We start from the raw sequence: 12,616 nt of genomic DNA on the forward strand, positions 1-12,616 counted from the left end.
GGAGGTTGCAAGCATGGCCAAACGCATCCAGTTCTCCGCCTACGGCGGCCCGGAGGTCCTCGAATACGCGGACTACCAGCCCGGGGAGCCGGGACCGCAAGAAGTGCGCGTGCGCAACCGCGCCATCGGTTTGAACTTTATCGACACCTACTATCGCAGCGGCCTCTACCCGGCGCCGAACTTTCCCACCAGCCTGGGCACCGAAGGCGCCGGCGAGGTAGACGCCGTGGGCAGTGCGGTCACCCAGTTCAAGGTGGGGGACCGGGTCGCCTACGCTACCGGCCCGCTGGGCGCCTACAGCGAGTTGCACGTACTGCCTGCAGACAAACTGGTACGCCTGCCCAATGGCATCAGCTTCGAGCAGGCGGCAGCGGTGATGCTCAAGGGGCTGACGGTGCAATACCTGCTGCGTCAGACCTACGAGCTGAAGGGTGGCGAGACTATCCTCTTCCACGCGGCAGCCGGCGGCGTCGGGCTGATCGCCTGCCAATGGGCCCGCGCTCTCGGCGTAAAGCTGATCGGTACGGTCAGCTCGGCCGAGAAAGCCGCACTGGCCAAGGCCAACGGAGCCTGGGCGACCATCGACTATAGCCACGAGAACGTGGTGCAAAAGGTGCTGGAACTCACGGACGGCGCCAAGTGCCCGGTGGTCTACGACTCGGTGGGCAAGGACACCTGGGAAATCTCGCTGGACTGCGTGGCACCGCGCGGCCTGATGGTGAGTTTCGGCAACGCCTCGGGACCGGTGACCGGGGTGAACCTGGGCATCCTGGCGCAGAAGGGGTCGCTCTACGTCACCCGGCCAACGCTGTTCGGATACGCCAGCACACCTGAACGCCTGCAGGCCATGGCGGATGAGCTGTTCGCACTGATCGCCGATGGCCGCATCAAGGTGGAGGTGAGCCAGCGTTTCGCCCTGGCTGACGCAGCCAAGGCGCACACCGCCCTGGCCAGCCGCCAGACTACCGGCTCGACCGTGCTTATCCCCTGAGCACGCGTCCGCTGGCCAGGTCGCGGATCACACTGGGGTTACGGCGTCCCCCGAGGGCGCCTCCCAGCACTGCGTCCAGGGTGTCGCCGAAGTACTGCTGGACCCGCAGACGCGAGTAGGCGGAAGGACGGCCGGTGGGATTGGCGGAAGTGGATACCAGCGGCCCGGTGAGGGCGCAAAGGTCACGCACCAGCGGATGGTCGCTGACACGCAGGGCTACGCTGTCGTGCTGCCCGGTGATCCACTCGGGGAGCAGGTTCTGGTGCGGCACCAGCCAGGTGTTAGGGCCTGGCCAGGTGCTGGCGAGCTTGTCGATCCAGGCGTCCGGCAGACCTTCGAGGAGGAAATCGAATTGGCGAATGTTGTCTGCCACCAGGATCAGCCCCTTTTCCACAGGACGTTCCTTGAGCGCCAGCAGGCGATAGACCGCATCCTCGTTCCAGGGATCGCAGCCCAGACCCCAGACCGCCTCGGTGGGATAGGCAATCACTCCACCTTCACGCACGACCCGCGCCACTTGCTGCACTCGCCAACTACTGACCATTCCCCGTACCCCACAAAACTGGATCGGCAAAGTGTACAGGGCTCAACCTTGGCGATGCACCCAGCAACCGGCCTCGCGGGCTACGTGCCCCTGCAGCTCCAGGTCGGTGAGCTCGGCGAGCAGGCGAGGCAGCTCCCAGCCGCTGATCGCGGCAAGCCCTTCGCTGCTGTAAGGCGCTGCGCGCAGCAGGTCGAGCAATGGATGGGCCTCTGTCGCCAGGACTTCGGTCCCGGCAGCGGAAGCCACGGCCTGCCAGCCACGTAGCGCTTCGAGAATGTCTTCCACCTTCTCCACCAGTGCCGCGCCTTCGCGGATCAACTGGTGACAGCCGCGCGCGCCGGGGTGGTGGATGGAGCCGGGGATGGCGTAGACCTCGCGCCCCTGCTCGGCGGCCAGCCGCGCAGTGATCAGCGATCCACTGGAGGGGCTGGCTTCCACCACCAGGACACCAAGTGACAAGCCGCTGATGATGCGATTGCGCCGGGGAAAGTTGGATGGCTGGGGTGGGCAGTCCAGCGGCAGCTCGGATACCAGCGCGCCGCCTTCTTCGACGATGCGCGTTGCCAGGCCACGATGGCGATTGGGATAGATGCGCTCCAGCCCGGTGCCAAGCACCGCGACAGTCTTGCCGGCGACATCCAGCGCGCCCTGGTGGGCGGCGCCGTCGATGCCAAGGGCCAGCCCGCTGGTGATGACGAAGCCTCCTCCCGCCAGGCTGCGGGCGAATGCCCGGGCAGTATCCAGGCCCGCCGCAGAGGCACGACGACTGCCGACCATAGCCAGTTGCGGGCGCTCCAGAAGCGATGCGTCACCGGCGACATACAGCAGTGGTGGAGCGTTGCCGATTTCGGCGAGCAGAGCAGGGTAGCCAGGGTCGTCCCAACAAAGCAGTTGTCGGCCGGGGTGTTCCTGCCAGGCCAGGGCACGGGCCGCGGCATCACGGATTTCCGGACTGCGCCGACACTCCGCGCTAGCCTCCGGCAGGCGCAGGGATCGCCAGGCAGAGGCCGGGGCACTGAGTGCCGCCGAGGCGGAGCCGAAGGCTTCGAGCAGACGACGGAAACGGGAAGGGCCCAGTTCGGGAAGGTGGTGCAGGCGCAGGCGAGCTTCCAGCTCGGCGGGGGAGATTGATGACACGTCGATCGGTCCTTGATCGCGCCGCTGATGCGGCAGAACGGCCATCAATACAACAAGCCCCCGCAGGGCGGGGGCTTGGAGGTGTTACGGGTTGTGTACCTTGTCCAGCACCGCCAGCTGGCGGGTGGCGGCCAGTACCAGGCCGTAGCTGAGCTTGTCGTAGGTGCGGAACACCATCAGCAGTCCTGCACGCTCGTCAGGGATCTTGATGAACTCGTCGGTGACGCGGTCGCGCACCGTCTCGCCGGTCTTGTAGACAGCCAGCACGTTGCCTTCCACCAGGCCGTCACGCTTGCCCTTGTTGATGGTCACCACATCGAACTGGCCGATCTGGGTCACGCCGCGCGGTACATCGAGGATCACGCCGCTGATGTCGCGCTCTGGTGCGCTGGGCATGAAAGTGGAGTTGATAGCGCGTTCCTCGGTGGGGAACAGACGATCGCCCAGACGGACTTCCTGGGTGGAGCGGGTCAGCTCCAGAGTGCCGATGTCGCCTTCGTCCGCCACCATCTCGCCGCCGCCGATGTCGTCGGCATTGATACCGAGGAACTCCTTGGTTTCCGGGTCCACATAGGTCTTGCCCTGGCGGAAGATGCCGTAGACCGGTTGCTCGTGGGAGAAGTTGCCACGGGCATAGACGCGGTCACCGGCGCCACTCACCACGCGCTCGGCATTGCCGGCGACGATGTAGGGTGCGGCCTGGAACTGCTCGGGATCGTCGACGATGCGGTTGGTCAGCAGGAAGGCGTTGATCGCTTCCAGCGGAATCGCCGGAATGGCTTCGGCCATCGGCGTGCTGCGCACCTGCGGCGACAGCTTGATGGTGCCGCGGGACGCGCCACGATTCAGCATGAGGCGCGGCTGACCATCGACGTAGACAAGGCTGAGCACGTCGCCGGGATAGATCAGGTGCGGATTCTCGATCTGCGGGTTGGCATGCCAGATCTCCGGCCACTTCCACGGCTGGCGCAGGAACTTGCCGGAGATATCCCAGAGCGTGTCGCCCTTGACGACGGTATAGCGCTCCGGATGCCCGTCCTTGAGTTCCACCGCAGCCTGGGTCAGGCCACTGGCGGCCAGGAGCAGCAGGGCGAGTAGTGATTTCCTCATGCGGTGAATCCCTTTATTATGTCCGTTCACATGAAACGCCCTGAGAGCCGCCCCAACCGGGCTCTTCAGCCGTTTTTCGATGCTGCTCACCATCTTAGCAGCGGATTTTCAACATATTCCACAAGTGCATCACAAACGCATATGGCGATTCTGAACATTCTCGAATTCCCCGATCCGCGGTTGCGCACCATCGCCAAACCGGTGGATGTGGTCGACGACTCCATCCGCCAGTTGATCGACAACATGTTCGAAACCATGTACGCCGCCCCCGGTATCGGCCTGGCCGCGACCCAGGTGAACGTCCACAAGCGCGTGGTGGTGATGGACCTGTCGGAAGACCAGTCCGAGCCTCGGGTCTTCATCAACCCCGAGTTCGAGTCCCTGACCGACCAGATGGACCATTATCAGGAAGGCTGCCTCTCGGTGCCTGGCTTCTACGAGAACGTCGATCGCCCGCAGAAGGTCAAGATCAAGGCGCTGGACCGCGATGGCCAGCCTTATGAGCTGATCGCCGAAGGCCTGCTCGCCGTGTGCATCCAGCACGAATGCGACCACCTCAACGGCAAGCTCTTCGTCGACTATCTGTCGTCGCTCAAGCGTGATCGCATCAAGAAGAAGCTGGAAAAGCAACATCGCCAGCAGGCTTGATTCCCTCGATTCCAAAGGCTTGCTCCGGCAAGCCTTTTTCGTTAGCGAGTACCCATGACCGAGTCACTGCGCCTCGTCTTCGCCGGCACCCCCGAGTTCGCCGCCGAGCACCTCAAAGCCCTGCTGGGCTCCCGCCACCAGGTCATCGCCGTCTACACCCAACCGGACCGTCCGGCCGGACGCGGCCAGAAGCTGATGCCCAGTCCGGTCAAGCAACTGGCTGTCCAGCACGGCATCCCGGTGCTACAGCCGCCGACCCTGCGCGACCCCGCTGCCCAGGATGAACTCAAGGCCCTCGGCGCTGACCTGATGGTGGTGGTGGCCTACGGTCTGATCCTGCCGCAGGTGGTGCTCGATACGCCGCGACTGGGTTGTATCAATAGCCACGCCTCGCTGCTGCCGCGCTGGCGCGGCGCCGCGCCGATCCAGCGTGCGGTGCAGGCGGGTGACGCAGAAAGTGGCGTTACCGTGATGCAGATGGAAGCCGGCCTCGACACCGGCCCGATGCTGCTCAAGGTCACCACGCCGATCTCGGCCTCCGACACCGGCGGCAGCCTGCACGATCGCCTCGCTCAGCTCGGCCCGAACGCAGTCGTCGAAGCCATCGAAGGCCTGGCTGCCGGAACCCTGAAAGGTGAAGTCCAGGACGATGCGCTGGCCAATTACGCGCACAAACTGAACAAGGACGAGGCGCGCCTCGACTGGAGCCGCCCGGCTGTCGAACTGGAGCGTCTGGTGCGTGCCTTCAATCCCTGGCCCATCTGCCACACAACTCTCGATGGCGAACCGCTGAAGGTGCTGGCTGCCGAGCCGGGCGAAGGCAATAGCCAGCAGCCCGGGCAGATCCTCACCGCCTCCAGGGACGGCCTCACCGTAGCCTGTGGCGACGGCGCCCTGCGCCTGACGCGTCTGCAACTACCTGGCGGCAAGCCGCTGAACTTCACCGACCTCTTCAATAGCCGCCGCGAGCAGTTCGCCGTGGGCAAGGTGCTCGGCGCATGAATCCGCGTCTCGCCGCCGCCCGCGCACTGGCCGCGGTACTTTCCGGCAAGGCTTCCCTGGGCGGCAGCCTGCCGCCGCAGCTGGACAAGGTCGACCCTCGCGATCGCGCCCTGGCCCAGGACCTGGCCTTCGGTGCTGCCCGCTGGCAACCGCGCCTCGCCGCCCTGGCCGAACGCCTGCTGCAGAAGCCTTTCAAGTCCGCCGACAAGGATGTGGAAGCCCTGCTTCTGGTCGGCCTCTACCAGCTCTTCTACACCCGCATCCCCGCCCATGCCGCCATCGGCGAAACCGTCGGCTGCTCGGACAAGCTGAAGAAGCCTTGGGCCAAGGGCCTGCTCAATGCCGTACTGCGTAACGCCCAACGCCAGGGCGAGACGATCCTCGCCGAACTGGAGCGCGACCCGGCGGCACGTACTGCCCACCCACGCTGGCTGCAGAAGGCGCTCAAGGCGGCTTGGCCGGAGCACTGGGAAGCCGTCTGCGCGGCGAACAATGCCCATCCGCCGTTGATCCTGCGGGTCAATCGCCGGCATGGCAGTCGCGACGACTATCTGACCGAGTTGCAGCAAGCCGGCATCGCCGCCGAGCCCTGCACCTTCAGCCGTGACGGCATCCGCCTTGTCGAAGCCTGCGACGTGAAGACCTTGCCGGGCTTCGTCGAAGGTCGCGTCAGCGTGCAGGACGAAGCCGCACAACTGGCCGCCGATCTGCTGGAACTGGCGCCCGGGCAGCGCGTGCTCGACGCCTGCTGCGCGCCCGGCGGCAAGACTTGCCACGTCCTCGAGGCCGAACCCGGCCTCTCCGAAGTGGTGGCAGTCGACCTGGAAGAGAGTCGCCTGGTGCGCGTGCGCGAGAACCTCGCACGACTCGGCCTGGCTGCCAGACTGATCGCCGCCGACGGCCGCAATACCGCCGACTGGTGGGACGGCAAGCCGTTCCAGCGCATCCTGCTGGATGCACCCTGCTCGGCTACCGGCGTGATCCGTCGTCACCCGGACATCAAGCTGACCCGCAAGGAAGAAGACATCGCGGCGCTGGCCCAGCTTCAAGGCGAGCTGCTGGACGCCCTCTGGCCGACCCTGGAAGTCGGCGGCGTGCTGCTGTATGCGACCTGCTCTACGCTCCCACGGGAAAACAGCGACAACATCGCCGCCTTCCTCGCCCGCACTCCTGGCGCCCGCGAGCTGGACATCCCCGGACCGTTCGGATTGAAACAACCCCATGGCCGCCAATTGCTGACGCAGGAAGACGGCCACGACGGTTTCTACTATGCCAAGCTGATCAAAATCGCCGCTTCAGCGCGATAAGGGAACTAGCAGTGAAGATCATCATTCTCGGCGCGGGGCAGGTCGGTGGCACCTTGGCAGAACACTTGTCGGGCGAGGCCAATGACATCACGGTGGTGGACACCGACGGCGACCGCCTGCGCGACCTCGGCGACCGTCTCGACATCCGCACCGTCCAGGGCCGCGGCTCATTCCCAACAGTGCTCCGCCAGGCCGGCGCCGATGATGCCGACATGCTGGTAGCGGTGACCAACAGCGACGAAGTGAACATGGTCGCCTGCCAGGTCGCCTACACGCTGTTCCACACACCTACCAAGATCGCCCGGGTGCGCGAAGCGGCCTACCTCACTCGGGCTGGCCTGTTCGATAACGAAGCCATCCCGGTGGACGTTCTGATCAGCCCGGAACAGGTGGTGACCAACTACATCAAGCGACTGATCGAGTATCCCGGCGCGCTGCAGGTGATCGACTTCGCCGAGGGCAAGGCCCAGTTGGTAGGCGTCAAGGCCTACTACGGCGGCCCGCTGGTGGGCCAGGAGCTGCGCCAGATCCGCGAGCACATGCCCAACGTGGATACTCGCGTTGCCGCCATCTTCCGCCGCAACCGGCCGATCCTGCCCAAGGGCGATACCGTGATCGAGGCCGACGACGAAGTCTTCTTCATCGCCGCCAAGGCCCACATCCGCGCCGTGATGAGTGAGCTGCGCCGCCTTGAAGACAGCTACAAGCGCGTGGTCATCGCCGGCGGCGGCCACATCGGTGAACGCCTTGCCGAGGCCATCGAAAGCCGGTACCAGGTGAAAATCATCGAGATGAACCCGACGCGCTGCCGCCATCTGTCCGAGGTCCTCGACAGCACAATCGTGCTCCAGGGCAGTGCCTCCGACCGCGACCTGCTGGTAGAAGAAAACATCAACGACGCCGACATCTTCCTCGCCCTGACCAACGACGACGAGGCCAACATCATGTCCTCGCTGCTGGCCAAGCGCCTGGGTGCACGCAAGGTGATGACCATCATCAACAATCCGGCGTATGTGGACCTGGTGCAAGGCGGCGACATCGACATCGCCATCAGCCCGCAGCTGGCCACCATCGGTACGCTGCTGACCCACGTGCGCCGTGGCGACATCGTCAGCGTGCACTCCCTGCGCCGCGGCGCGGCGGAGGCCATCGAGGCCATCGCCCACGGCGACGCCAAGTCGAGCAAGGTGGTCGGCAAGATGATCGAGGACATCGCCCTGCCGCCCGGTACCACCATCGGCGCCATCATCCGTGACGAGGAAGTGCTGATCGCCCACGACGACACGATTATCGAGTCCGGCGACCATGTGATCCTGTTCCTCGTGGACAAGAAATACATCCGCGACGCCGAGCGTCTGTTCCAGGTGGGCCTGACCTTCTTCTAATAGCCCGTCTACGATCAGCTGCGCGTCGCGCCCTGCAGCATTGGAAGCAGGTTCGGATTGCTCAGTTACAGCCTCTAAACTCCGCGTCCTCGCCTGCTTCTGCCTTGCATGGCCCTAGCTCGCAGGATCGTAAACAGCCTCAAGGGGAACGCACCATGCTCGAAGGACTGGAAAAGATGCTGGCCAAGGGCGTGGACAACGCCCTGCTGCGCTTCGGCCTGGGCAAGGGTTACCTCGACCAGGGCGACGCGGCCAAGGCCGCCCTGCACCTGCGTCGGTGCGTGGAGCAGGACCCGAAGTACTCGGCTGCCTGGAAGCTGTTGGGCAAGGCGCTGGAGGCCCAGGGCGACTTCAGCGCCGCTCGCGAGGCCTGGACCCAGGGTCTTGAGGCCGCCAACGCCCATGGCGACAAACAGGCAGAGAAGGAAATGACCGTGTTCATCAAACGCCTGGACAAGCGCGGCGGCTCGCCAGCCTGATCGCTTGCACAGAGTCAAAATGACTCGAAGGTATGTCCAAGTGACTCTAGCAGATGGAGTCATTATGACAACAAAACATCCTAAGCTATTGATTAATAAAGCCTGAATATCTGGCCCGCTTCTTGTTTTCCTGGCTTGCGTCGTGGCCCTGCCACGTCGACCTCTTACAGGAACAGGAACGAGCCATGTCACAACACGAATTCGAGAATCGCCTTGCCGTCGTCACCGGTGCCAGCTCCGGTATCGGCCTTGCCGTTGTAGAGCGCCTGCTGGAGCGAGACGCGCGGGTCCTGGCGATGAGCCGTCGGCCGGGTGAGCTCCAGGCGCTGCAAGCGCGCTTCGGCGAGCGGCTGTACTGGCAAGCCGGTGATGTTACCCAGGCCGGTGACCTGACCGCGCTGGCGCAGACGGCACGGGACCTGGGTCCCGTCCACTACCTGGTACCCAATGCCGGGATCGCCCGTCTCGCCGACGGCCTGGATGCCTCCGCATTCGACCAGCAATGGGCAATCAACGGCGCCGGCGCGATCGAAACTCTGGCAGCGCTGAACGATGAGTTAGCGACGCCTTCCTCGGTAGTATTCATCGGCACCTTTCTTTCGCGGGTGAGCTTTCCCGGCCTCGCTGCCTACATCGCCTCGAAAGCCGCACTGAAAGCACATGTGCGTACCCTTGCAGTGGAACTCGCACCCCGTGGCGTGCGCCTGAACATGGTTTCCCCCGGCCCGACCGCCACGCCCATCTGGTCCAGCCTGGGCCTGGGAAACGACGAGCTCGCGGCAGTGGCCGAAAGCGTCAGCCAACGCTTGCTCGGAGGTCGCTTCCTCGAACCGGGCACCGTGGCCGACACCATTCTCTTCCTCCTCTCGCAGGCCGCGCGCGGTCTTCATGGCCAGGACCTGGTAGTGGATAGCGGCTATACCTTGCGCTGAATACAGATGGCCCCGTCCGCGGAGTCGACGAGGCCAACGATTCATTCCCCACGCAAGTAGTCCAGGGTCTGCTCGGTGCTCCACAGCGCATTGGCGATGTAGCGGTAATTGATCAGTGCGGCGAGGTAGCCATCGCCTTCCGGTGTCGTCGGGCCCGCGGTGGCATCTCGCACCACCGCCACCTCGAAGCCCAGCTCCAGCAACTCGCGCAAATGGGACTCAACACAGAGGTTGGCAGCCATGCCGGCGAGGATGATCTGCGACACGCCGTGCTTGCGCAGCTGCAAGGCCAGGTCATTGGTCTCCGGGCCGTAGACCTTGTGGGGCGAAGCAATGATGGTTTTGCCATCGAGGATGTAGGGCTTGTACTCGGGCAGGAAGTCCGCGCCCGAGTTCTCGAAGCCTTCCAGACTCAATGGCCCTTTGCGGTCGAACATGCCGATGCTGTGCATGACCTTCTCCAGCGGCCCACCGAAGTGCCAGTGGTGATCGCAGGGGTAGTAATAGTGCGGCGACACGGCAACGGTGATACCGGCCTCCTTGGCAGCGGCAAACAATTGACCGATATGCCTGACCGTATCGTGCTCGGTGATGCTCTTGCCGAATACGCTCCAGCTCACCCCCTCGGGGCTGAGGAAGTCGATCTGCGGGTCGATTACCACAAGCGCGGCGCGCGTCAGGTCCAGGCGCATACCGGGATCGGGCAGCGCCGGTTCAGCTGGATCGCGGTAGGTCGTGAGGCGGGATGGTTCATGGCTCATGTCGATGGACTCCTGCGAGACGGGATGAAATCACTGAATGCCGTGGCAGCCGCGCCCGGGGCTGTCTACCATCGGCGTGATTGCATCCTATGGCCGCGCCTTCCGCGGCTTTTGCCAGGCCGTACAGGATCTTTGCCAGGTTGTCCCCAATGGATGTCCTTTCAGAATTCTTCGAGCGCACCAGTCTCCAGGGGCGGCTGTTTTTCGCCGGTCGCGTGGACGGTGCGCTGGTCCTCGACAAGCCCCCGGGGATGGCATTCATCCACCTGGTGGAGCACGGCGGCATCGAAATGGTTCAGCCGGGTCTGCCGAAGGTATCGATCCGCGAACCCAGCGTGCTGTTCTGTCCCAGCAGCTGCCGTTATCAGTTGCGCTCCAGCTCTATCGAGGGCGCAAAGCTGATCTGTGCATCCTTCCAGTTCAACCGTGGCCTGGCCCAGCCGTTTCCACTCGGATTGGACGAAACCCTGGTGTTTCCGCTGGATGCGCTCGGCCATGCATTGCCGGTGATCCACTCCCTGGTCGGCGAGTTTGAGGGCGAGGAACCCGGCAGGGCCAAGGCGCTCAACCTGCTGTTCGAGTACCTGTTCGTGCTGCTGGTACGTCGGGCGGTAGAGGACGGCCGGATTTCCGGTGGTCTGCTCTACGCACTGCAGGATGGTCGTCTTGGGACCGTACTCAGCCAGATCCACCGCGAACCGGAAACGGACTGGAGCGTGGAGCGCATGGCGAGCCTGGCGCTGATGTCCCGTTCGAAATTCTCCGCCTGCTTCAATCGGATCATGGGGACACCACCCATGGCCTATCTCACCGCCTGGCGCATGAAGACCGCACAGGACCTGCTTCGCGAAGGGGTTCAGATCAAGGTGGTGGCCGCCTCGGTGGGCTACAGCTCGCAGGCGTCGTTTTCGCGTACCTTTGCGAACCTGGTGGGCTGCCCTCCAGCGGAGTGGATCAGGAAGGCTGCGAGAGGCGAAGTGGAAGTGACCGCACTGGTCTGCCCTACCGCCCCGCCCGAATCCTGATCAAGACTCTACGAAACGCAGCCCGGCGCCTTCGGCGTCTATCCGCATCACTTCCATTTCCAGGATGGGCGCCTCGATCGGTAGATCCTGGACCTGGCCGCGGACGATGCTGCCGACCGGCAGGACTGCCAGATCGGGATGACGAACATAGACGCCGCCATCGGACAGGTCGCGGGTCTGGGCGATCAGGTCGCCGAAGCTGGGGTGACTGATCTTGATCCTGCACTTCATCGGAGTTCGGGGAAATTGCCGCTGGTTCGCCATGGGATCGCATCATCCTGAGCTATTTGCAGCGCTCGTTAATACGGCTTATCGCGACTCGATACAACCCTCTCGCCTCAGAGAAATACCTGCCCATGAAAAAGGCGCCTCTCGGCGCCTTTTTCGTCAGTACCACTTCTTCTCGCCCTCGGGGCGTTTCTTGAAGCGCTTCATGCTCCACATGTACTGGGTCGGGTAGGCCCGCACATACTTCTCGACCACCTGGCTCATGGCGGCAACGCCTTCTTCGACGTTCTCGCTGTACATGCCTTCGGGTGCGGCTTCGAGGATCACCTTGAAACCCGAACCATCCGGCAGGCGCAGGGCATGCAGGAACACGCCGCGTGCCTTGCCACCGGCCAGCATGCCGGGGACGAATTTGCTGGTCAGTGCCTGGGTGCCAAGGAAGGGCACGAAGACCCCGGCCGAGAGGCTCGGCTCCGGGTCGGCGGGAATGCCCACGGAGCCACCCTTGCGCACCTCCTTGATGACGCTGAGGATGCCTTCCTTGGTGGAAGGCGCCACGCGGTTACCCAACTGCACACGCTGCTTCTGCAGCAGCTCGTCCACCGCTTTCAGCTTCGGCGGGCGGTAGAAGATGATCGGTTTGCACTGGGCGCAGTAGAAGTGGTTCAGCACTTCCCAATTGCCCAGGTGGCTGGTGATGCCTACCACGCCCTTGCCACTGGCCAGGGCCTCGTGCAGCACGTCCAGGCCTTCCACTTCGCGGATCAGTCCGATGGATTTCTCCGCCGGCCAGATCCAGGCGCAGGCGCTTTCGGTGAAAGTCCTGCCGATGTCCATCAGGCTCTGGCCAACGCGCTGATCCAGCTCCGTCGGCGACCACTCGGGGAAACACTTGGACAGGTTGATCCGCACCACGTCGCGGGAACGGTTCGGCAGCTTCCACATCAGCCAGCCAATGGTCGCGCCAACCGCTTGCACGGCGCGCCAGGGCAACATCGCAAAGAGGCGCAGGAAGCCGACAATCAGCGCACCTTTCAACTTATCCACAGGCAACTCCAGGACTTTCG

At 64.1% G+C, this 12,616-nt stretch carries 14 protein-coding genes; 8 read left to right on the forward strand and 6 right to left on the reverse strand.

The genetic code is table 11. The annotated features are described in order from the left end of the window. Nucleotides 1-13: 13 nt before the first annotated feature. A complete protein-coding gene (locus E8E75_RS23185; protein WP_153919326.1) occupies nt 14-991 on the forward strand; it encodes an NADPH:quinone reductase in 978 nt (325 codons plus the stop codon). Here the strand turns inward: E8E75_RS23185 and E8E75_RS23190 are convergent. From E8E75_RS23190 to E8E75_RS23200, 3 genes are all read right to left on the reverse strand, one after another. Then, nucleotides 981-1,535: a Sua5/YciO/YrdC/YwlC family protein gene (locus E8E75_RS23190; RefSeq protein WP_120653812.1), complete on the reverse strand. Its 555-nt coding sequence runs from the start codon at nt 1,533-1,535 to the stop codon at nt 981-983. The genes E8E75_RS23185 and E8E75_RS23190 overlap by 11 nt on opposite strands. A 42-nt stretch (nt 1,536-1,577) precedes the next feature. Then, nucleotides 1,578-2,672, reverse strand: a complete 1,095-nt coding sequence (gene dprA, locus E8E75_RS23195) for a DNA-processing protein DprA (RefSeq protein ID WP_280359827.1) — start codon at nt 2,670-2,672, stop codon at nt 1,578-1,580. Nucleotides 2,673-2,756: 84 nt separating this feature from the next. Then, nucleotides 2,757-3,782 carry a LysM peptidoglycan-binding domain-containing protein gene (locus E8E75_RS23200; RefSeq protein WP_120653813.1) on the reverse strand — a complete coding sequence of 342 codons (1,026 nt, stop codon included), beginning with the start codon at nt 3,780-3,782 and terminating at the stop codon, nt 2,757-2,759. A gap of 141 nt (nt 3,783-3,923) precedes the next feature. On the opposite strand from E8E75_RS23200, the gene def reads away from it, so the two are divergent. From def to E8E75_RS23230, 6 genes are all read left to right on the forward strand, one after another. Continuing rightward, the gene (gene def, locus E8E75_RS23205) at nt 3,924-4,430 is read left to right on the forward strand and encodes a peptide deformylase (protein WP_153919320.1); all 507 of its coding nucleotides are present in this window, start codon (nt 3,924-3,926) and stop codon (nt 4,428-4,430) included. Nucleotides 4,431-4,484: 54 nt separating this feature from the next. Then, nucleotides 4,485-5,432 carry a methionyl-tRNA formyltransferase gene (gene fmt / locus E8E75_RS23210; RefSeq protein ID WP_153919317.1) on the forward strand — a complete coding sequence of 316 codons (948 nt, stop codon included), beginning with the start codon at nt 4,485-4,487 and terminating at the stop codon, nt 5,430-5,432. Next, complete coding sequence (gene rsmB / locus E8E75_RS23215; protein WP_153919313.1) at nt 5,429-6,739, forward strand: 16S rRNA (cytosine(967)-C(5))-methyltransferase RsmB; 1,311 nt, start codon at nt 5,429-5,431, stop codon at nt 6,737-6,739. Before fmt ends, rsmB begins: the two co-directional genes overlap by 4 nt. Before the next feature lie 11 nt (nt 6,740-6,750). Then, complete coding sequence (trkA, locus tag E8E75_RS23220; protein WP_120653817.1) at nt 6,751-8,124, forward strand: Trk system potassium transporter TrkA; 1,374 nt, start codon at nt 6,751-6,753, stop codon at nt 8,122-8,124. A gap of 155 nt (nt 8,125-8,279) precedes the next feature. After that, the gene (locus tag E8E75_RS23225) at nt 8,280-8,603 is read left to right on the forward strand and encodes a tetratricopeptide repeat protein (protein WP_120653818.1); all 324 of its coding nucleotides are present in this window, start codon (nt 8,280-8,282) and stop codon (nt 8,601-8,603) included. Nucleotides 8,604-8,788: 185 nt separating this feature from the next. After that, nucleotides 8,789-9,535, forward strand: coding sequence for an SDR family oxidoreductase (locus tag E8E75_RS23230; RefSeq protein ID WP_120653819.1), 747 nt, complete (start codon nt 8,789-8,791; stop codon nt 9,533-9,535). Nucleotides 9,536-9,576: 41 nt separating this feature from the next. On the opposite strand, the gene E8E75_RS23235 is transcribed toward E8E75_RS23230, so the two are convergent. Further along, entirely contained in the window at nt 9,577-10,296 is a 720-nt protein-coding gene (locus E8E75_RS23235) for a cysteine hydrolase (RefSeq protein ID WP_153919310.1), read from the reverse strand. Nucleotides 10,297-10,445: 149 nt separating this feature from the next. Here E8E75_RS23235 and E8E75_RS23240 point away from each other — a divergent pair, with 149 nt between their 5' ends. Continuing rightward, nucleotides 10,446-11,321, forward strand: a complete 876-nt coding sequence (locus tag E8E75_RS23240) for an AraC family transcriptional regulator (protein WP_153919307.1) — start codon at nt 10,446-10,448, stop codon at nt 11,319-11,321. Here E8E75_RS23240 and E8E75_RS23245 read toward each other — a convergent pair whose 3' ends face one another. Next, on the reverse strand, nt 11,322-11,585 hold the full coding sequence (locus E8E75_RS23245; protein ID WP_120653822.1) for a PilZ domain-containing protein: 264 nt from the start codon (nt 11,583-11,585) through the stop codon (nt 11,322-11,324). 123 nt (nt 11,586-11,708) lie between these two features. Continuing rightward, nucleotides 11,709-12,596 carry a lysophospholipid acyltransferase gene (locus tag E8E75_RS23250; protein ID WP_120653823.1) on the reverse strand — a complete coding sequence of 296 codons (888 nt, stop codon included), beginning with the start codon at nt 12,594-12,596 and terminating at the stop codon, nt 11,709-11,711. Between the last annotated feature and the right edge of the window lie 20 nt (nt 12,597-12,616).

The sequence above is a fragment of the Pseudomonas sp. BN606 genome (genome assembly GCF_029873115.1).
GTDB lineage: Bacteria > Pseudomonadota > Gammaproteobacteria > Pseudomonadales > Pseudomonadaceae > Metapseudomonas.

What these genes read in the sequence shown, in the direction of transcription:
- E8E75_RS23235 (WP_153919310.1), bottom strand. Translation starts at nt 10,296, where the DNA reads ATGAGCCATGAACCATCCCGCCTCACGACCTACCGCGATCCAGCTGAA.
- E8E75_RS23230 (WP_120653819.1), top strand. Translation starts at nt 8,789, where the DNA reads ATGTCACAACACGAATTCGAGAATCGCCTTGCCGTCGTCACCGGTGCC.
- def (WP_153919320.1), top strand. Translation starts at nt 3,924, where the DNA reads ATGGCGATTCTGAACATTCTCGAATTCCCCGATCCGCGGTTGCGCACC.
- fmt (WP_153919317.1), top strand. Translation starts at nt 4,485, where the DNA reads ATGACCGAGTCACTGCGCCTCGTCTTCGCCGGCACCCCCGAGTTCGCC.
- rsmB (WP_153919313.1), top strand. Translation starts at nt 5,429, where the DNA reads ATGAATCCGCGTCTCGCCGCCGCCCGCGCACTGGCCGCGGTACTTTCC.
- E8E75_RS23200 (WP_120653813.1), bottom strand. Translation starts at nt 3,782, where the DNA reads ATGAGGAAATCACTACTCGCCCTGCTGCTCCTGGCCGCCAGTGGCCTG.
- E8E75_RS23185 (WP_153919326.1), top strand. Translation starts at nt 14, where the DNA reads ATGGCCAAACGCATCCAGTTCTCCGCCTACGGCGGCCCGGAGGTCCTC.
- E8E75_RS23245 (WP_120653822.1), bottom strand. Translation starts at nt 11,585, where the DNA reads ATGGCGAACCAGCGGCAATTTCCCCGAACTCCGATGAAGTGCAGGATC.
- E8E75_RS23190 (WP_120653812.1), bottom strand. Translation starts at nt 1,535, where the DNA reads ATGGTCAGTAGTTGGCGAGTGCAGCAAGTGGCGCGGGTCGTGCGTGAA.
- E8E75_RS23225 (WP_120653818.1), top strand. Translation starts at nt 8,280, where the DNA reads ATGCTCGAAGGACTGGAAAAGATGCTGGCCAAGGGCGTGGACAACGCC.
- E8E75_RS23240 (WP_153919307.1), top strand. Translation starts at nt 10,446, where the DNA reads ATGGATGTCCTTTCAGAATTCTTCGAGCGCACCAGTCTCCAGGGGCGG.